The sequence below is a fragment of the Burkholderia lata genome (assembly GCF_902499025.1).
Classification (GTDB): Bacteria; Pseudomonadota; Gammaproteobacteria; order Burkholderiales; family Burkholderiaceae; genus Burkholderia; species Burkholderia lata_C.
Window position 1 is genome coordinate 219,844 of record NZ_CABVPW010000006.1, and the last position, 17,517, is coordinate 237,360.

The 17,517-nt window shown below is 67.5% G+C and carries 15 protein-coding genes; 10 read left to right on the forward strand and 5 right to left on the reverse strand.

Annotated features, from left to right (window positions below; translation table 11 throughout):
• Positions 1-435: 435 nt before the first annotated feature.
• The 3 genes from BDI24065_RS08565 to BDI24065_RS08575 form a co-directional block, all read right to left on the reverse strand.
• Positions 436-2,223: a chloride channel protein gene (locus BDI24065_RS08565; RefSeq protein ID WP_175030852.1), complete on the reverse strand. Its 1,788-nt coding sequence runs from the start codon at positions 2,221-2,223 to the stop codon at positions 436-438.
• Between the two features lie 20 nt (positions 2,224-2,243).
• Entirely contained in the window at positions 2,244-2,657 is a 414-nt protein-coding gene (locus BDI24065_RS08570) for a MarR family winged helix-turn-helix transcriptional regulator (RefSeq protein ID WP_011354907.1), read from the reverse strand.
• A 132-nt stretch (positions 2,658-2,789) separates the two neighbouring features.
• Entirely contained in the window at positions 2,790-3,965 is a 1,176-nt protein-coding gene (locus BDI24065_RS08575; protein ID WP_175030853.1) for an HPP family protein, read from the reverse strand.
• Between the two features lie 363 nt (positions 3,966-4,328).
• Here BDI24065_RS08575 and BDI24065_RS08580 point away from each other — a divergent pair, with 363 nt between their 5' ends.
• Positions 4,329-5,297 carry a LysR family transcriptional regulator gene (locus BDI24065_RS08580; RefSeq protein WP_175030854.1) on the forward strand — a complete coding sequence of 323 codons (969 nt, stop codon included), beginning with the start codon at positions 4,329-4,331 and terminating at the stop codon, positions 5,295-5,297.
• 49 nt (positions 5,298-5,346) lie between these two features.
• On the opposite strand, the gene BDI24065_RS08585 is transcribed toward BDI24065_RS08580, so the two are convergent.
• Positions 5,347-6,720 (reverse strand): MFS transporter, encoded by a 1,374-nt coding sequence (locus BDI24065_RS08585; protein WP_175030855.1) that lies wholly within the window; start codon positions 6,718-6,720, stop codon positions 5,347-5,349.
• A 73-nt stretch (positions 6,721-6,793) separates the two neighbouring features.
• A complete protein-coding gene (locus BDI24065_RS08590; protein WP_175030856.1) occupies positions 6,794-7,732 on the reverse strand; it encodes a 2-hydroxyacid dehydrogenase in 939 nt (312 codons plus the stop codon).
• Here BDI24065_RS08590 and BDI24065_RS41350 point away from each other — a divergent pair.
• The 9 genes from BDI24065_RS41350 to BDI24065_RS08630 all read left to right on the forward strand — a co-directional run bounded on the left by BDI24065_RS41350 (position 7,731) and on the right by BDI24065_RS08630 (position 17,490).
• Positions 7,731-7,853, forward strand: coding sequence for a hypothetical protein (locus BDI24065_RS41350; protein WP_302479452.1), 123 nt, complete (start codon positions 7,731-7,733; stop codon positions 7,851-7,853). The two genes, BDI24065_RS08590 and BDI24065_RS41350, sit on opposite strands and share 2 nt — an antisense overlap.
• Positions 7,846-8,754 (forward strand): LysR substrate-binding domain-containing protein, encoded by a 909-nt coding sequence (locus BDI24065_RS08595; RefSeq protein ID WP_175030857.1) that lies wholly within the window; start codon positions 7,846-7,848, stop codon positions 8,752-8,754. The genes BDI24065_RS41350 and BDI24065_RS08595 overlap by 8 nt, the downstream gene beginning before the upstream one ends.
• A 289-nt stretch (positions 8,755-9,043) precedes the next feature.
• Entirely contained in the window at positions 9,044-10,072 is a 1,029-nt protein-coding gene (locus BDI24065_RS08600; protein WP_175030858.1) for a TRAP transporter substrate-binding protein, read from the forward strand.
• Positions 10,073-10,075: 3 nt separating this feature from the next.
• Positions 10,076-11,962, forward strand: a complete 1,887-nt coding sequence (locus tag BDI24065_RS08605) for a TRAP transporter large permease (RefSeq protein ID WP_175030859.1) — start codon at positions 10,076-10,078, stop codon at positions 11,960-11,962.
• A 10-nt stretch (positions 11,963-11,972) separates the two neighbouring features.
• Positions 11,973-13,055 carry a LacI family DNA-binding transcriptional regulator gene (locus BDI24065_RS08610; protein ID WP_175030882.1) on the forward strand — a complete coding sequence of 361 codons (1,083 nt, stop codon included), beginning with the start codon at positions 11,973-11,975 and terminating at the stop codon, positions 13,053-13,055.
• On the forward strand, positions 13,052-14,074 hold the full coding sequence (locus tag BDI24065_RS08615; RefSeq protein ID WP_175030860.1) for a hydroxyacid dehydrogenase: 1,023 nt from the start codon (positions 13,052-13,054) through the stop codon (positions 14,072-14,074). The genes BDI24065_RS08610 and BDI24065_RS08615 overlap by 4 nt, the downstream gene beginning before the upstream one ends.
• Complete coding sequence (locus BDI24065_RS08620; RefSeq protein WP_175030861.1) at positions 14,071-14,895, forward strand: amidohydrolase family protein; 825 nt, start codon at positions 14,071-14,073, stop codon at positions 14,893-14,895. Before BDI24065_RS08615 ends, BDI24065_RS08620 begins: the two co-directional genes overlap by 4 nt.
• 667 nt (positions 14,896-15,562) lie before the next feature.
• Entirely contained in the window at positions 15,563-16,336 is a 774-nt protein-coding gene (locus BDI24065_RS08625) for a hypothetical protein (RefSeq protein WP_175030862.1), read from the forward strand.
• A 20-nt stretch (positions 16,337-16,356) separates the two neighbouring features.
• Positions 16,357-17,490 (forward strand): transporter substrate-binding and LysM peptidoglycan-binding domain-containing protein, encoded by a 1,134-nt coding sequence (locus tag BDI24065_RS08630; RefSeq protein ID WP_175030863.1) that lies wholly within the window; start codon positions 16,357-16,359, stop codon positions 17,488-17,490.
• The last annotated feature ends 27 nt before the right edge of the window (positions 17,491-17,517 follow it).

Sequence of the window (17,517 nt, forward strand, 5' to 3'; positions counted from 1 at the left end):
GACTGCGTAACAGTGAGATTGCATCGGGCGAGCACGGTTCCGGCTATTCCGAAACAAGTTGTTAACGCGCTTGCCAAACGGCGGCTCCGATGCAGTGCACTTTGCTGCGGCACGGCATGCATCGTGTGCGGCACGACGTCATGCGTTGCGTGGTCGGCGCGCTGCCCGGTCGTGTGGTGACGTGACGGTCACGGCGGGCGGCATGCCTCTGCATGCCGTGCCGCAACTCATTTTTTGATCGCGAAGTGGAATGGCTGATTGATGGCCCCGTCGCATGAGCACCATGATGACAAACTTTCGTCGGTCGAATTGTTAACCAACTTTAAACACGGGAAGCGGCGGAATGCGATGCGGCACGCGAGGGGCGTGCCGCATCGTGCAGCGAGGTGAAGCGAGCGGGTCGTGCGCGGCGAGCGTGCCGCGCAGCGTGGTCGGTCAGCCGGCCTTGCGCGTGCCGGCGTCGCGCAGGTTGGCCGGGACGATCGGGCGGAAGCGTTCGCGCTTCTGTTCGTCGTCGAAGTGCTGGAGCGCGGGCTTGATCAGGTCGCTGCGCGACACGATGCCCGTGATGCGCATCGATTGCTCGTCGTCGACGACGGGCAGGCGTTCGAGGCCGAGCATCGCGAGTCGCGACGCGACGACGCGGCACGTTTCGTGCGCCTGCGCGACAGCAGGCGCGCGCTCGGCGAATGCCCCCGAGATCGGCGTGTCGGCCGCGGCCTGCGCGCGCCGCGCGTCGAGCGTCGCACGATCGACGAGACCGAGCAGGCGGCCGTTCTGCACGACCGGGTACGCACGGTGCGTCTGCTTCGCGCCGAAGTACTGCGACTCGACGGCATCGAGCGTCGACGCGCCGTCGATCGCGACGAGCCGGTCGGCCGACGTCATCACTTCGCCGATGTCGTGCCGCTCGAGCGGATCGACGCCGTATTCGCGATAGATGTGATAACCGCGGCGCGCGATCTTTTCCGTCATGATCGAGCGCTTCATCACGATGGTCGCGAAGCCGTGCGCGACGAGCGTCGCCGCGAGCAGCGGCAGCAGTGCGTTCGCGTCGTGCGTGAGGCCGAACGCGAACACGATCGCGGTCAGCGGGGCGCCGAGCGTGGCGCCGAGCGTCGCGGCCATGCACACGAGCGGCCACAGCGCCGGGTCACCGCCGGGCAGCATCGGCGACAGCACGGTGCCGAGGCCGGCGCCAAGCATCAGCAGCGGGGCGAGCACACCACCCGACGTGCCGGAGCCGAGCGCGATCACCCACATCACGGCCTTCACGATCAGCAGCGCGAGCGCGATCTTCAAAGCGATGTGCTGGTGCAGCAGGTCGCCGATCACGTCGTAGCCGACACCGAGCGCGCGCGGCTCGAGCCAGCCGCCGATACCGATCACGATGGCACCGAGCGCGGGCCACCACATCCAGTGCACCGGCAGCTTCGCGAAGGTGTCCTCGACACGATACAGCGCCGCCGACAGGCCGCATGCGAGCATGCCCGACAGCAGGCCCGCGACGATGCACGACAGCAGCGCGACGGGTGTCGGTGCGGCCGTGGTCAGCGGAAACAGCGGATCGACGCCGAAGAACACGGCGCGGGCGAAACCGGCCACCGCGCAGGCGAGCGCGACCGGCAGGAAACTGCGCGGACGCCATTCGAACAGCAGCAGCTCGACCGCGAGCAGCACGGCGGCGACCGGCGTGCCGAACACGGCCGTCATGCCGGCGGCCGCACCGGCGACGAGCAGCGTCTTGCGCTCGGCGGCCGTGACGTGCACGCACTGCGCGATCAGCGAGCCGAGCGCGCCACCCGTCATGATGATCGGGCCTTCGGCGCCGAACGGGCCGCCGCTGCCGATCACGACGCCGGACGACAGCGGCTTGAGGATCGCAACCTTCGGCGACATGCGGCTCTTGCCGAACAGGATCGCCTCGATCGCTTCGGGAATGCCGTGGCCGCGGATCTTTTCCGAACCGAAGCGCGCCATCAACCCGACGATCAGGCCGCCGATCACCGGCACGACGATCACCCACGCGCCCAGCGTGTTGTTCGCGGGCGAGTGGTCGGCGAACGAGAACTGCTGGTAGAAGAACAGGTTCGTGAACAGGTGGATCAGGCTCAACAGCACGAATGCGGCAAGCGTGCTGAGCAGGCCGATCCCGGCGGCGAGCAACGCGATCCTGGGCAGGCGGTCGTTGGTCGCGAAATCGCGTTTGTGTGGTGCGTTCATCGGAGTGGAAAGAGCAAGGGTCAGTAATCGATCTGGGGAACCTGGAACGCGTCCTTGAGCGACTTCAGCTCGGCGCGATGCATGGCCGCGAGACGCGCGAGCAGCGTTTCGCCGGCGTGCTCGAGGTGGACCTCGACCTGGCGGCGATCCGCTTCGCTCGTCTTGCGCTTCACGAGGCCGAGCGCCTCGCAGCGCGTGACCAGCGCAACGACGCCGTGATGCTGCGCCTGCAGGCGTTCCGCGAGTTCGCCGATGGTTGCCCATTCGCGATGCGGATAGCCCTTGATGTGCAGCAACAGCAGGTATTGCAGCGGCGTCACGCCTTCGCTTTGCGCGGCGCGTTCGGAGAAGCGCTCGAAGCGGCGCATCTGGTAGCGGAACTCGGACAGTTGCTGGAAATCGCTTTTCGCCAGCGCGCGTCGGGTATCGTTCATCGGGGTCGGTCGGACGGTCAGTTTTGGTAGCGAGAAATATATCACAACATGATATAAATGGCCGAATTCAGGCGGAATGAATGCATTCCGCGTTGTGATGGCTGTTACATGAGGTTACGTGCGCGGCATGCGCTACGCGGCCTCGCGCATCTGCGTCTGGCGATAGAGGCCCGTGACGAGATCCGTCTGAGTAATGATCCCGACGAGCCGGCGCGACGCATCGACGACCGGAATGTGGTGGTGGCCCGAATGCGTAAACAGCGGGACGAGCGCGGTGATCGGCATCGTTTCCGGTACGCACGCGACGTCGCGCGTCATCACGGTGGCGACGCTCGCCGGCTGGCCGCCGAACGATTGCGGCAGCCGAGCGGACAGGCGTTGCCACAGCGGGGTCGGACGGCGCAGCTGGCGCGTGAGGTCGGCGCGCGTGACGATGCCGGTCAGGCGGCCTTCGCCGTCGACGACGGGCAGCGCTTTCACGCGATGACGATCGAGCAGCGTGAGGGCCGCCGTCACCGATGTCGACGGCGCGACTTCAATGGCGTTCTTCGTCATCAGGTCGGCGCACGAGAGCTGGCCGAACGTGCGCGTATAGGCCTGCATCTCGGTTTCGCGCAGCAGCGATTCGAGATCGTCCGGATCGACGTCGAGCCATTCGCCGCGGCGCTTCAGCACCGCGTCGAGGTCGCCGCGCGTGAAGCCGCCGCGCGCCGGTGCGGCGCCGCCTGTCTGCGGTTTCGCTTCGGGACGCACGCCGCCGTGCGGATAGCGGTGCCCGGTCAGCGCGTGATACGCGAGCGCGGCCGAGAGCAGGATCGCCGATTGCAGCGCGATCGGCTCCAGCACGAAGCTGAACCCGAGCGAATGAATCGCCGGGCCGCCCACCACGGCCGTGAGTGCGACGGCGCCTGACGGCGGGTGCACGCAGCGCAGCACGAACATGCCGCCGATCGCGCATGCGATCGCAACCGCGGCGGCCGTGATCGGATCGGCGATCCATTGGGCGCACGCGACACCGACCGTCGCCGCGACGAGATTGCCGCCGATGATCGACCACGGCTGCGCGAGCGGGCTCGCCGGCACCGCGAACAGCAGCACGGCCGACGCGCCCATCGGTGCGACGAGCAGCGGCACGAGGCCCGGCACGCCGGGCAGCAGTCGCATCGTCACGCCGACCGTCGCGATGCCGACGAGCGCGCCCGTGCACGAGCGCAGGCGCTCGCGCCAGCCCAGCGACATCGGATGGGGAATGAAGCTGTGCAGCCATTGGCGCAACGTGCGGCGCGACGAAGGGGAGCCTGACGACATGAACGGTAAGCGGTAAAAGTGACAGCGCGGATGCGCGCAGCGACAAGCCGCGAATTATATCGCGTTGTGATACAAATTGTCGCGTTGCATCAAGCCGTTGCATGTGCACGACGCACGTTGTTTGCAAAAGTCTTTCATCGGATGAAAGGTTGCGGGCCGGGGGAGCGCGCAAATTTGTCTGCAGCGGCGTACAATTCGGGCCACTGAATCCCCCGTCATGCCAGAACCACGTACGCGATGCCCGCTCTCCCGCCTTTCTCCCGGCACGGTGATCGATTCGACGTGGTTCGCGGCTGCGTTCCGTTTCTCACCTGACGCGAGCGCTGCCGACGCCTCCCCACTGACTCTCCCCAAGCCAATTCAATGGACATGCTCGAAAACATGCGCCTGTTCGTGCGCGTTGTCGAAGCCGGCAGTTTTACTGCGGTCGCGAAGGAAATCGATGCGACCACCGCGCAGGTGTCGCGCGCGGTATCGAACCTCGAAGCGCACGTACAGACGCGGCTGCTGCATCGCACGACGCGCCACCTCGGTCTCACCGAAAGCGGCGAACGCTATTTCGAGCGCGCGAAATCGATCCTCGCGGAAATCGACTACGCGAATGCCGAGGCGCGCAACGCACTGCTGCGGCCGAGCGGCAAGATGCGCATCCATGCGATGACGGGGCTCGGGCAGAGTCATGTCGTGTCGTCGATCGTCCGCTACCAGGAGGACAACCCCGACGTGTCGGTCGAGCTGACGCTCGCTCAGCGGATGCCGAATCTCGTCGAGGAGGGCTATGACGTATCGATCGTGACGGCGTCGCAGCTGCCCGATTCGGGCTATGTTGCGCAGACGTGCGGCACGAGCTGCAGCGTGCTCGTCGCATCGCGCGAATACCTGGCGCGCCACGGCACGCCGCAGTCGCCCGACGAATTGCCGAACCACGTGTGCCTGCGCCTCGATACGCCCGCATCGCCCGCCGGCGAATGGCGGCTCGAGCGCAGTGACGGCGAGGAGGCCGTCTACCAGTTGCAGCCCGCGCCGTTCCAGGTCAACGTGCCGGACGCGCTGTGCGTCGCGGTGCGCGCCGGGCGCGGGATCGCGTGCGTCGCGCTGTATACGGTGCTCGACGACATCCGCGAAGGGCGGCTGATTCGCGTACTGCCCGAGTACCGGCTGCAGACGGTGAGCGTGTATGCCGTCTACGCGACGCGCCGCTATCTCGACGCGAAGATCCGCACGTTCCTCGACCACCTGCGCACGACGCTCACGCCTGCGCTGGAGAACGACCTGCGCGAACTCGACCGGTTCACGACCGAACAGACGCCGGGCGGCCGCAAGCGCGCTTGACGGCCCGCGCGGGCGCGCGCCGCGCGAACCGCACGGGCCGCGGCGAGGTTCATGCGCGCGGCGCGATGCGAATCCGCTCGAAGCGCCCCGCGAGCCATCCGTAGGCGGCAATGCCGAGCAGCCCGTGCGCGGCGACGAACCACAATGCGCCCGCGAACGAACCCGTGCTGGCGACGAAATAGCCGATCACGAGCGGCGTGACGATCCCGGCGATGTTGCCGAGGCCGTTGAACACACCGCCGCTCAGGCCGACCATCCCTTCCGGCGCCGTGTCGGCGAGCACGGCCCAGCCGACCGCCGCGAGCCCCTTGCCGAAGAACGCGATCGTCATCAGTGCGATCACGACCGCATTCGACGATGCGCCGTTCGCAAGCACGAGCAGCGTCGCCATCGCCATCCCCACGACGAACGGTGTCTTGCGCGCCTTCGACGGATGCATGCCGCGCCGGATCAGCCAGTCCGACAAGACGCCGCCGAGCACGCCGCCCGTGAAGCCGCAGATCGCGGGCAGTGCGGCGACCCAGCCGGCCTCCATGATCGTCATCCCGCGCCCCTTGATCAGATAGATCGGAAACCACGTGATGAAGAAGTAGGTGAGTGCCGTGATGCAGTACTGGCCGATGTAGATTGCCCACAGGTTGCGGTGGCGAAACAGCTGCGACACGTCGTGCCACGATGCGCGCGGCCGATGGCGCACGCGGTTCGCTTCGAGATCGACGAGCGCGCCGTGCGCGCGCAGGTAGTCGCGCTCCGCGTCGCTCACGCGCGGGTGGCCGTGCGGCTCGCGATACCACGCGAACCACAGCACGGCGAGCGCGATGCCGAGCATCCCCATCCAGAGGAACACGTGCTCCCAGCCGAGCGCATGCGTGAGCCATGCCATCGCGGGCGTGAACAGCACGACGGCCATGTACTGCGCGGAATTGAACAGGGCGGATGCCGTGCCGCGTTCGGCAGTCGGGAACCAGCACGCGACGATTCTCGAGTTGGCCGGGAACGCCGGCGATTCGACCAGGCCGAGCATGAAGCGCATGACGAACAGCGCGAGCGTGGCGGCCGCGCCCTGCACGGCGAGCCAGCCGACCGTACCCTGCAGCATCGTGAAGACCGACCACAGCAGCAGGCTCAGGCCGTACACGCGCCGTGCGCCGAAGCGGTCGAGCAGCCAGCCGCCCGGGATCTGGCCGATCGCATAGGCCCACGCGAATGCGGAAAAGACGATGCCGAGCTGCACGGGCGTCAGCCCGAGGTCGTGCGCGACGCCGGTGCCGGCGATCGACATCGTCGCGCGATCCGCATAGTTGATGACGGTGACCGCGAAAATCAGCGCGAGGACCGCATAGCGGACGCGGCCGATCGTGCGCGAGGCGGCGGGCGAAGCGGGTGAGGCGGCGAGGGCGGCGCCGCTGGATCGATTGGGCATGCGTGTCTCCTGGCCTCCGTCGTGCGGAGGCATCCGGTGTTGTAACGGGGGGCAGCCGTGCGGTGCGCTGTGATCAGCGCGTGACGCTGGTCGGCGGGCGCTGGCCCGCGAAGCACGCGGCGAGGTTGGCGAGCACGATCCGGCCCATCTCTTCGCGCGTTTCGCGGGTTGCGCTCGCACGGTGCGGCTGCACGACGACGCGCTCGAGCTCGAGCAGCGCGGCCGGCACGTGCGGTTCGTCCGCGAATACGTCGAGGCCGGCGCCGGCGATCGTGCCGTCGGCGAGCGCGCGAATCAGCGCGGCTTCATCGATCAGCTTGCCGCGCGCGACATTGATCAGGAATCCTTGAGGGCCGAGCGCAGCGAGTACGTCGGCAGTTACGAGCACGTTGCCGTGATCGGCCGATGCCGCGATCACGAGCACGTCGCTGTCGCGCGCGAGCGCGGCGAGGTCGGGCACGAAGCGATAGCCGCTGTCGCGATGCTCGCGCGGGCCGAAGTAGCTGACGGGCATCCGGAACGCCTGCGCGCGCTGCGCGATCGCGCGTCCGACGCGGCCGAGCCCGACGATGCCGAGCCGCTTGCCGGTCACCTGCGTCGCGAGCGGCTGCGCCGTCTTGCCCCAGCGGCCGGCGCGCACGATGCGCTCGCCGGCGCCGAGGTCGCGCAGCGTCATCAGGATCAGGCCCAACGCCATGTCGGCGACGTCGTCGGTCAGCACATCGGGCGTCGTCGTCACGTGGATGCCGCGCGCCCCCGCGCGGTCGAGATCGACGGCGTCGGTGCCGATCCCGCTGATCGCGACGATCTCGAGCGCGGGCAGCCGGTCCATCAGTGCGGCGGACAGGCCGTTCGCGCCGCCGGTCACGACACCGCGAATGCGTGCGGCCACGCGATCGAGCAACGCGTCCGGCTGCTCGGCCGCATACAGCCGGTGCACTGCGTAACGGGCGGACAGTTCGGCGTCGATGGCGTCGGGGAGCGGCTGGGTGAGCAGGAGGTCGATGGTCATGAAGGTCTCGGTCGGCGTGCGCGGCGCGGGCCGCGCATCAGGTGCAACCGAGTATAGAAATCGCATCAATATGCGTCTAACATCAAAAGACTATCGATTGATTCAAGAATTGGATGATTGAACTGCACCAGCTTCGCTGCTTCGTCGCGGTCGCCGAGGAACTGCATTTCGGTCGCGCGGCCCGGCGGCTCTTCATGACCCAGCCGCCGCTCAGCCGGCAGATCCAGCTGCTCGAGCATGCGCTTGGCATCGCGTTGTTCGAACGCAGCAGCCGACAGGTCAGCCTGACCGCGGCCGGCGAGCGGTTCCTGCGCGACGCGCGGCACATCCTCGAATTCTCCGCGCGGGCCGAGCAGGCTGCGCAGCGCGTCGCACACGGCGGCGCCGGCCGCATCACGCTCGGTTTCACGGCGGTCAGCGCGTACCGGATGATCCCGATGCTGCTCGCGCATGCCGCGCATGCGCTGCCGGACGTCGACGTCGAATTGCGCGAGATGGTGTCGACCGTGCAGATCGATGCGCTTGCGTCGCGGATGCTCGACGCGGGCTTCGTGCGGCAGCGGGCCGCGCGCCAGCCGCTCGAATACCGGCTCGTGCAGCGCGAGCCGATGCTGGTCGCGGTCGCGGAGGGGGCACCGCTCGCCGCGTGCGAACGCATCGGCCCCGACGAGCTCGACCGGCAGCCGTTCATCGCGTATTCGCCGAACGAGGGGAAATACTTCCACGACCTGATCTCGGGCCTGTTCGCGAATGCGGGGCGGTTGCCGAACTACCTGCACTACGTCGGGCAGACCCATACGATCCTCGGCCTCGTGCGAGCGGGGCTGGGCGCCGCACTTGTACCGGCGTCGGCGCGCGAACTGCATGTCGACGGCGTGGTGTTCCGGCCGCTGGCGGGCGCCGACGTGGCGGCCGAGCTGTATCTCGCCTGGCGAGCGGACAACGACAACCCGGCGCTGCCGGTGTTCAACGCGATGGTCGAGCGGTTTCTGACCGAGAGCGCCGACGAAGCGGGAGCATAGGGGCGGCGGCGGGGTTGCGACTCGCTCGAGCGCCCGCCGCATGCGGGGTTAAAAGTCTGTCGTCAGACAATTCGAGGTGTCTGCTCGAATTATTTCCGGCTCATCCGGAAGTGACCGAAATCCCCTTGATTTGCAACGAGCGTGGCCGGAATTCGGCTGACCGAATCCCCCGTTTTCATCCTTGTCACGGGAAAACCCTCATTTTTATCTCATCGGTCGTCGTATTACTGTATCGATACACTAAATCGATACAGTGCGTCGCGAGGCGCAATCGCAAAGGAGACGGCCCATGAATACCTACACCCGGCGGCGCTTTCTGCAGACGGTGTCCGCCGCCACGCTCGCGGCTGCGGGCGGCTTGCCGGAAGCCGCCCGTGCGCAGCCGGTCGTGACGCTGCGTTGCTCGTCGTCGATGCCGGCCGACCAGAATGCCGCGCACTACGTGTGGTACGAGCGTCTTGCCGCGAACCTGAAGGCGAGTGTCGGCGACGCGATTCGGGTCGACTACTTTCCGAACAGCCAGCTCGGCAAGGAGAGCGATGTCGCGCAGCAGGTCAAGATCGGCGCGATCGACATGATGATCGCGGGGTCGTCGATCTGGGCGACGGTGGCGCCGGAGCTCGGCATGCTGGATCTCGGTTATCTGTTCGACAGCTATGCGCATGTCGCGAAAGTGCTCGACGGCCCGGTCGGTGCAAGCCTGAATGCGCTGCTGCAAAAGCGCGCCGGCTGCTCGGTGCTGACCTGGGGCTCGCATTTCGGCGGGCGCTGCGTGTTCACGAAGCAGCCCGTGCTGGCGCTGCAGGGGCTGAAGGGCACGAAGCTTCGTGTGCTGCCGACGCCGGCATTCATGGACACCTTCAAGGCGATGGGGGCGGTGCCGACACCGATTCCGTTCGGCGAGCTGTACATGGCCGTGCAGACGGGCGTCGTCGACGGGCTCGAGCACGATCCGGCCACGGTGCTCGCGAGCAAGTTCGACGAAGTGGTGAAATCGTGCTGGCAATCGCATCACGTGTTTGCCGCGATGACCGTCGTGATGGGGCGGCGTGCGCTCGACCGGATTCCGGCGAACCTGCGCCCCGCGTTCGACCGCGCGGTGGCCGACGCAACCGCGCAGCAGCGCGCGATTGCCGCGCAGAAGGCCGATCAGGCCGAGCAGGCGCTGAAGCAGCACGGCATGAGCTTCCATCCGATGGCGGCGGCCGAGCGCGCGGCGTTGCGGCAGACGATGCACGACCGGCTCTATACGGCATTCGCCACGCAGTATCCGGCGACCGCGCCGCTGTTTCCGGCGATCGCTGCCGGGCGGGGCTGAGCGATGGAGACCTGTTCCGTTTCGGGCGCCGCGGCGGCGCCTGGCGCCGGCCGCCCGGCACGCCGCGTCGCGCGTGTGCTGGACGCGATGCTGCGCGCGATCGAATACGTGTCCGCGGCGGTGCTGGCCGTCGATGTGCTCGTCGTGTTCATTTCGGTCGTGTGCCGCTATTTCCTGCACGACCCGCTCGACTGGACCGAAGAGGTCGCGAGTGCGCTGATGATCGTGCTGGTGTTTTTCGGCGCGGCGACGGTGCTCGGGCGCAGCCAGCACGTCGGCATCGACCTGTTTCGCGGCTGGTTTCCGGCGCGCTGGCAGGGTGCGCTCGTGCAGATCGGCCACTGGATCGTCGCGGGCGTCTCGCTGAACCTGCTGGTGTCGTCATGCCAGTTGCTTGCCGATTCATACGACCAGTTGACGCCGGGCGGGCTGCCGGGCTGGATCAACGTGTATCCGATGATGTTCGGCGCGCTCTTCATGACCGTGTTCGCGCTGGCGAACGCGCTCGACGCGCCGCGCCGCCGGGTAGCCGGCACACTCGCGTGCTGCGCGGGGTTCGCGGCCGCGCTGTACGGATGGAATGCGCTGGTGCCGGCGCACGCGATCGCGCCGGGCATGCTGCTGGCGGCCGGGTTCGTCGGCGGGCTCGTGCTGGGCGTGCCGATCGGCTTCGTGCTCGCGTTCTCGGCGCTGCTGTATTTCCTGGCCGACCCGACGCTGCCGCTGCTCGTCTATTCGCAGCAGGTCATGGCCGGTGCCGATCACTTCGTGCTGCTCGCCGTGCCGTTCTTCGTGCTGGCCGGGCTGCTGATGGAATCGAACGGCATGTCCGCACGCCTCGTCGAGCTGTTGCTGCGAGTCTTCGGGCGCGTGCGCGGTGGGCTCGGGCTGATCGTGATTCTCGCAACGGCCTGCTTTTCCGGCGTGTCGGGCTCCAAGCTCGCCGACATCGCGGCGGTCGGCGGCGTCGTGATGCCGGCGGTGCGCCGTGCGCGCCAGGATCCCGACGAAACGGCTGCGCTGCTCGCGTGCAGCGCGGTGATGGCCGAGACCATCCCGCCATGCGTGAACATGATCATCATGGGCTTCGTCGCGAACATCTCGATTGCCGGGTTGTTCGTCGCGGGCATCGTGCCGGCCGCGGTGCTGGCCGCGTCGCTCGCGGTGGTCACGGTGATCACCGGGCGCAGGATCGACGTCTCGACGGTGTTCACGGAACGCCGCGCGTGGCTGCCGCTCGCGGGCGGCGCGCTGGTCGCGCTGGTGATGGTCGCGATGATCGGCAAGGGCGTGACGTCGGGGATCGCGACGTCGACCGAAGTGTCCGCGTTCGCGGTGGTCTATGCGCTCGTGGCGGGCTGGCTCGCGTTTCGCGAGCTGACGTGGCGTTCGGTCGGGCGCGTGTTCGTGCGTGCCGCGTCGATGGCCGGCGGCATCCTGTTCATCGTGGCCGCGGCGTCGAGTGTGTCGTTCGCGCTGTCGATCGAGCAAATTCCGGCGCTGGTCTCGGGCACAATGACCGCGTTCGCCCATCAGTACGGTGCGACGATGTTCCTGTTGCTCGCGGCGCTGGTCATGATCGTGTTCGGCGCGGTGCTCGAGGGGGCGCCGGCGCTGATCATCTTCGGGCCGCTGCTTGCGCCGATCGCGCTGCAGCTCGGCATCAACCCGCTGCATTTCGGCACGGTCGTGGTGGTGGCGATGGGGCTCGGCCTGTTCGCGCCGCCGGTGGGACTCGGCCTGTTCACGACCTGCGCGATCACGGGTACCGAAGTCCGGCACGTAGCGCGGCCGATGGTGAAATATCTGCTGGTGCTGGTCGCCGCCCTCGTGGCGCTGATTCTCGTGCCGGCGTTTTCGTTGTGGCTGCCGGCCCGTTTCGGCCTGTAGCCGCCTTTTACTGCAAGACGACATGAGTACGATTCAGGACGTGGCCCGTCATGCGGCCGTATCGGTCAGCACGGTTTCGAACGTGCTCAACGGCCGCACCGACCAGATGAAGCAGGAAACGCTCGAACGCGTGAAGGCCGCGATGGAAGTGTTGCAGTACCGGCCCAGCACGCTTGCGCGCCAGCTCAAGACGGGGCAGACGCCGCTCGTCGGGCTGCTGGTGCCGTCGATGGCGAACCCGATGTACGGCTACATCGCGCGCGAAGTCGAGGCCTGCGCGCAGGAACGGTACGGTCATCGCGTGCTGATCGGCAATACGTATCGCGATGCGAAGAAGGAGGCGTCGTTCTTCGACGACCTGTTCGCGCATGGCGTGCGGCGCGTGATCGTGATCTCGTCGCTGGCCGACGAAAGCCACCTCGAGCGCGCGGCCGCGCGCGGGATGACGGTGGTGAGCTACGACCGGCGCGCGACGCCCGGCGAGCTGTCGAAGGTCGAACACGTCACGGCCGACAACGAGGCCGCCGCGCGGCTCGCGACGCGTTGCCTCGTCGATGCGGGACACCGGCGGCTCGCGTTCGCGACGGTCGCCGGCATGACGGTGAGCCGCAGCGACAAGATCCGCGGCTTTCTCGAGACGGCGCGCGACGCGGGCGTCGACGCACACGCGCGGGTGCTCGACGGCGGTCCTGCGAACGAGTACGGCGACGCCGTGATCGTCGACGTGGGGCGCGCGCTGGGCGTCGCGCTTGCCGCCGATCCGGTGCGGCCGACCGGTATCGTCGCGGTCAACGACCTATTCGCGCTTGGCCTGATGGCCGGGCTGCGCGACGGCGGCCTGCGCGTGCCGGACGACGTGTCGGTCGTCGGGATGGACGGTCATTTCCTGTCGGCGATTTCCAATCCCGCGCTGACTACGGTGCAACTGCCCGTCACCGAGATGGCCGAGGAAATGGTGCGGCGCGTGATGCGGCCGGACGGCGACGCGCCGCCGGCGCCCGAGCCGCACGTATTCTCCGGCGTGACCCTCATCGAACGCGCATCGGTCGCGTCGCCGCCGCAAGCGGACCACTCGCACGGAGGGGCCGCATGACGCGCGTCTTCGTCACGCATCCGTCGGGGATGCTCGATCGCTATTTCGGCGCGAAGGCAATGCGCGCGCTGCAGGCGATCGCGGACGTCACGTGCAACCCGCTCGATCGCGAGCTGGGCATGGACGAACTGGTCGCGGCCGCGCAGGGTTGCGATGCGATGATCGCGTACCGGCAGACCCCCGCGCCGCGTGCGCTGTTCGCCGGGCTGCCCGCACTGGCCGCGTTCCTGCGCTGCGCGGTCGATATCCGCACCGTCGATGTCGACGCGGCGAGCGCGTTCGGCGTGCTGATCACGCAGGCGAGCCCCGGCTTCGCGCCGGCGGTCGCCGAGTGGGTGATCGGCGCGATGATCGATCTCGCGCGCGGTATCGGACGTTATGCGTCGGCCTACCACGGCGGGATGCCGCCCGTGCCGCAGATGGGGCGCGAATTGCGCGGCAGCACGCTCGGCCTGATCGGTTACGGACAGATCGCGCGCCACCTTGCGCCGATCGCGACGGCGCTCGGGATGCGCGTGCTTGTCAGCGATCCGTATGTGCGCGTCGACGTGCCGACGCTTGAACAGGTCGAATTCGCGGCGCTGTTGCAAGCGGCCGATTTCGTCGTGTGCCTCGCGCCGGCGACGCCGGCCACCGCGAACCTGATCGATGCGGGCGCGTTCGCGGCCATGAAGCAGGGTGCGTATTTCATCAATGCTTCGCGCGGCGAACTGGTCGACGAGCAGGCGCTGTCCGACGCGCTCGACACCGGCCGGCTCAACGGCTGTGCGCTCGACGTCGGGCGCGCGGCGGACCAGATGCCGACGCCCGCGCTCGCCGCCCATCCGCGCGTGATCGCGACGCCGCATGTCGGCGGCCTGACGATGCCCGCGGTCGAGCACCAGGCGCTCGAGACGGTCGACCAGCTCGCCGCATTGCTCGCCGGAAGCATGCCGCGCGGCGCCGTCAACGCGGGGCATGCAACGCGGCTGGCGCGCTGGCGCACGGCGGGGGCAGATACCGGGCCGGGCTCGCAATGAGGCCCGACGAGTTCACCGGACGGCCGGCCCACGCGTGCGATTGCCACATTCACATCTATGACGACGCCTATCCGCTCGCGCCGACGGCGACGTTCCGTCCGCCGCACGCACCGGTCGATGCGTATCGCCGGGTGCAGCAGACGCTCGGCCTTGCCCGCGTCGTGATCGTGCAGCCGACCGGCTATGGTGTCGACAATCGTTGCCTGCTCGACGCGCTGGCCGCATTCGGCCAGCAGGCGCGCGGCGTCGCGACGTTGCCGGCCGATGTGCCGGACGCCGAGCTGGCGCGGTTGCACGCTGCTGGCGTGCGCGGCGTCCGGTTCATGATGTTGGCGGGTGGCCTGGCGCGGTGGGACGAACTGGAGCAGGTGGCCGCACGGATCGGGCCGCTTGGCTGGCACGTCGACCTGCAGCTCGACGGCCGGATGCTGCCCGAGGTCCTGCCGTTGCTGTCCTTGCTGCAGGCGCGTGTCGTGATCGATCACACGGGCAAGTTCCTGACGCCCGTCGCGCCGGACGCGCCCGAGTTTCTCGCGCTGCGGCGCCTGCTCGACCGCGGCCACGCATGGGTCAAGCTGTCCGCGCCGTACGAGACGTCGCGCTCGGGTGCGCCCGGTTACGACGATGTCGCGCGTCTTGCCGCCGTGCTGGCGCGCAACCATCCGGCGCGTTGTGTATGGGGCAGCAACTGGCCGCACCCGAACGCGTCGCCGGCCCCCGACGACCTGCGCCTGCTCGGCTGGCTGGACGACTGCACGGCGGACGACGCGGTCAGCCGCGCGATTCTGGTCGACAACCCGACCGTACTTTACGGATTCTGAGTCGGCTGCAAGAACGAGGCCGAGCGTGACAAGCTTTCAATCCGGAAGCTTGCGCAAGCGATGACAAGCAATCCTGACCGAGCACGACCGGTCGCAGTCCTGCGAATCCTTACCGTGCTGAAAGCTGTCTCGCAGCCGGTGTTCCAATGGAGGAACGCAGCGCTTCGCTGCACTGCGACAACTGCTTGACGCTGCATGCCGGTCGGCGCAGGATACGTCCGTGCATTTGGAGCGGGACGCGCCGGCCGCGCGGTTCCTGCACCCGCGATACGCAGAAGAACAACGATGAGCCTTTACGCACTCGTACCGGAATACCGGCCCCGCGCTTGTCGGCCCGCCGGAACAACGCCTCACCCGACGCCTGTCGCGTCACGTATCCGTCATCCCGTTTCGTACCGTGCATCGGTACACTTCCCCGTCCGCGCGCGAGCCGCGACGATGAACGGCACGCGTCTGGCCTGCCGCATCGCAGCGCCGTCTGCCGCCCCACATCACCGCATCCTGAACGGCGCCTACACCGGCGTCTCGTGACGTCCGTCGCGCCCATCCCGGCATTGCGCCGCGGGCTTGCCTGACCGCCCGGCGGCACCGGAGTCCGAAGCATTTCGATTGAGCTTGAAAAAAGCAAACGCAAGCAGTTCGGTTCGAGGTCCAAGGAGAAAAACTCATGTCGCAGCTTTCGAATGAAGAAGCAAACGGCAGTTCGGGGAGTGGCAAGGTCAAGCTGATCAAGTGGGCGATCATCGTCGCCGGCGTCGCGATCGCGGCACCGGCCGCGCTGTTCATCCTGAAGGGGGTGATCGCGCTGGTCGCGGCGGGCGTGATCGGCCTCGGCGCGATCTATTTCGCGCCGGTCGTCGCGATGAAGTTCGCGAACCAGAAGGTGAAGATGATCGTCGAGGAGGCGCAGGCCAATCCGATCGAGACGCTGATCAACCAGCTCGCGGAAAAGCGCCAGGCGGCCCAGAAGTTCGCGGACAGCATCACCGCGTTCCGCACCGAGGTGAAGAACTTCGAGAACAAGACGGAGCTGTTCGAGAAGCAGTATCCGGACGATGCGCCGCGCTTCCGGCAGCAGCTCGACACGATGAAGCAACTGCTCTCGTTTCGCGAGGGCCGCTACAAGCAGGTGCAGGCCGAGCTGAAGAACTTCGCGTCGGCGATCGACCGCGCGAAGGCGATGTGGGACATGTCGCAGGCCGCGCAGCAGATGAACAAGCTCGCGGGCAAGCAGGCATCCGACACGTTCGAGCAGATCAAGACCGACGTGGCCGTCGATTCGGTGATGCGCTCGGTCAACAAGGCGTTCTCCGAAATGGAGACGTCGCTGATGGATAACCCCGAGGTCAAGCAGGCACAGCAGCAGGCGGTGATGAGCGCCCCGCACGCGCCCGGGCTCGATGCGACGACCCCCGCGCAACTGCCGTCGAAACAACAATAACTTCCTGCAGGCTCGCAACCATGAAAAAACTTCTTGGCGCCATCGCATTTCTGGTCGTGCTCGTCGGCGTATGGATCGTGCATCAGGGCGGCCTGTCGACGCTGATGCCCGCGCATGACGCGGCGTCGACCTCGACGTCCGCTCAAAATGGCGACACCGGCCAGTCCACGCAGTCTTCACCGTCGTCCAACGTGCTGCCGGCCGGCTTCACGCCGCAGGCCAGCGCGCTGAAATCGATTGCCGAAAACGGCATCGTGCGGATCTCGGTGCAGAACCCGAGCGAGCCGTTCTTCGGCGAGGACAAGGGCACGCCGCACGGCTTCAACGTCGAGTTCGCGCGGTTGCTGTTCGCGGATCCGTCGTTCTCGCACGGCGGCAAGCCGGTCGTCGTCGATACGCGTCACGAGGTCGACACGTACCCGGGCGTCCCGAAGCAACTGCTCGATACGGACGCGAAGGGGAACCACGTGGTCGACGTCGCGATGGACGGGCTGACGTTCCCGGACAACACGCCGTCGGGCGTCGTCTACTCGGTGCCGTACGTCGACGATTTCGGCTATTCGCTGATCGTGCGGCAGGGCTCCGCGATCCGCTCGACCGACGATCTCGCGGGCAAGACGGTCGGTATCCTGAAGGGTGACCCGGACGTGCGCGCGTTCGTCGCGCGCCAGTATCCGAACGTGAAGTTCGTCGAAGTCGACGATTCCGATCCGGCGTTCATCGCGAAGAGCATCGACGGCCATACGGTCGACGCGTTCATCTACGACTATCCGTTCGCGGTCAGTTCGATCAAGGACACCGACCTGAAGTTCGCGGTGACCAAGCTCGACGGCTCGAACATCGCGTACAAGATCGGCGTGCGCGCGGACGACCAGGATCTGCTGATCTACCTGAACGCCGCGATCGCGAAGCTCAAGCAGTCGCCGCAGTATCTCGACCTGCTGCGCAAGTACTTCGTCAGCGACCAGGCGGTGACGACCGCGGCCGCATCGGGCGAACATACATACGTGGTGAAGGCGGGCGACACGCTGAACATGATCGCCGCGAGCAAGCTCGGCAGCGGCCAGCGCTATCGCGAGATTCAACGCCGCAACAACCTCGCCAACCCGAACCTGATCCTGGCGGGTCAGCACCTGGTGATTCCGGTGCGGTAACGGCGGCGTGACGTGAACGAAGGAAGC

What these genes read in the sequence shown, in the direction of transcription:
- BDI24065_RS08605 (WP_175030859.1), top strand. Translation starts at nt 10,076, where the DNA reads ATGGAGACCTGTTCCGTTTCGGGCGCCGCGGCGGCGCCTGGCGCCGGC.
- BDI24065_RS08565 (WP_175030852.1), bottom strand. Translation starts at nt 2,223, where the DNA reads ATGAACGCACCACACAAACGCGATTTCGCGACCAACGACCGCCTGCCC.
- BDI24065_RS08590 (WP_175030856.1), bottom strand. Translation starts at nt 7,732, where the DNA reads ATGACCATCGACCTCCTGCTCACCCAGCCGCTCCCCGACGCCATCGAC.
- BDI24065_RS41350 (WP_302479452.1), top strand. Translation starts at nt 7,731, where the DNA reads ATGAAGGTCTCGGTCGGCGTGCGCGGCGCGGGCCGCGCATCAGGTGCA.
- BDI24065_RS08585 (WP_175030855.1), bottom strand. Translation starts at nt 6,720, where the DNA reads ATGCCCAATCGATCCAGCGGCGCCGCCCTCGCCGCCTCACCCGCTTCG.
- BDI24065_RS08620 (WP_175030861.1), top strand. Translation starts at nt 14,071, where the DNA reads ATGAGGCCCGACGAGTTCACCGGACGGCCGGCCCACGCGTGCGATTGC.
- BDI24065_RS08600 (WP_175030858.1), top strand. Translation starts at nt 9,044, where the DNA reads ATGAATACCTACACCCGGCGGCGCTTTCTGCAGACGGTGTCCGCCGCC.
- BDI24065_RS08570 (WP_011354907.1), bottom strand. Translation starts at nt 2,657, where the DNA reads ATGAACGATACCCGACGCGCGCTGGCGAAAAGCGATTTCCAGCAACTG.
- BDI24065_RS08625 (WP_175030862.1), top strand. Translation starts at nt 15,563, where the DNA reads ATGTCGCAGCTTTCGAATGAAGAAGCAAACGGCAGTTCGGGGAGTGGC.
- BDI24065_RS08615 (WP_175030860.1), top strand. Translation starts at nt 13,052, where the DNA reads ATGACGCGCGTCTTCGTCACGCATCCGTCGGGGATGCTCGATCGCTAT.
- BDI24065_RS08575 (WP_175030853.1), bottom strand. Translation starts at nt 3,965, where the DNA reads ATGTCGTCAGGCTCCCCTTCGTCGCGCCGCACGTTGCGCCAATGGCTG.
- BDI24065_RS08630 (WP_175030863.1), top strand. Translation starts at nt 16,357, where the DNA reads ATGAAAAAACTTCTTGGCGCCATCGCATTTCTGGTCGTGCTCGTCGGC.
- BDI24065_RS08580 (WP_175030854.1), top strand. Translation starts at nt 4,329, where the DNA reads ATGGACATGCTCGAAAACATGCGCCTGTTCGTGCGCGTTGTCGAAGCC.
- BDI24065_RS08595 (WP_175030857.1), top strand. Translation starts at nt 7,846, where the DNA reads ATGATTGAACTGCACCAGCTTCGCTGCTTCGTCGCGGTCGCCGAGGAA.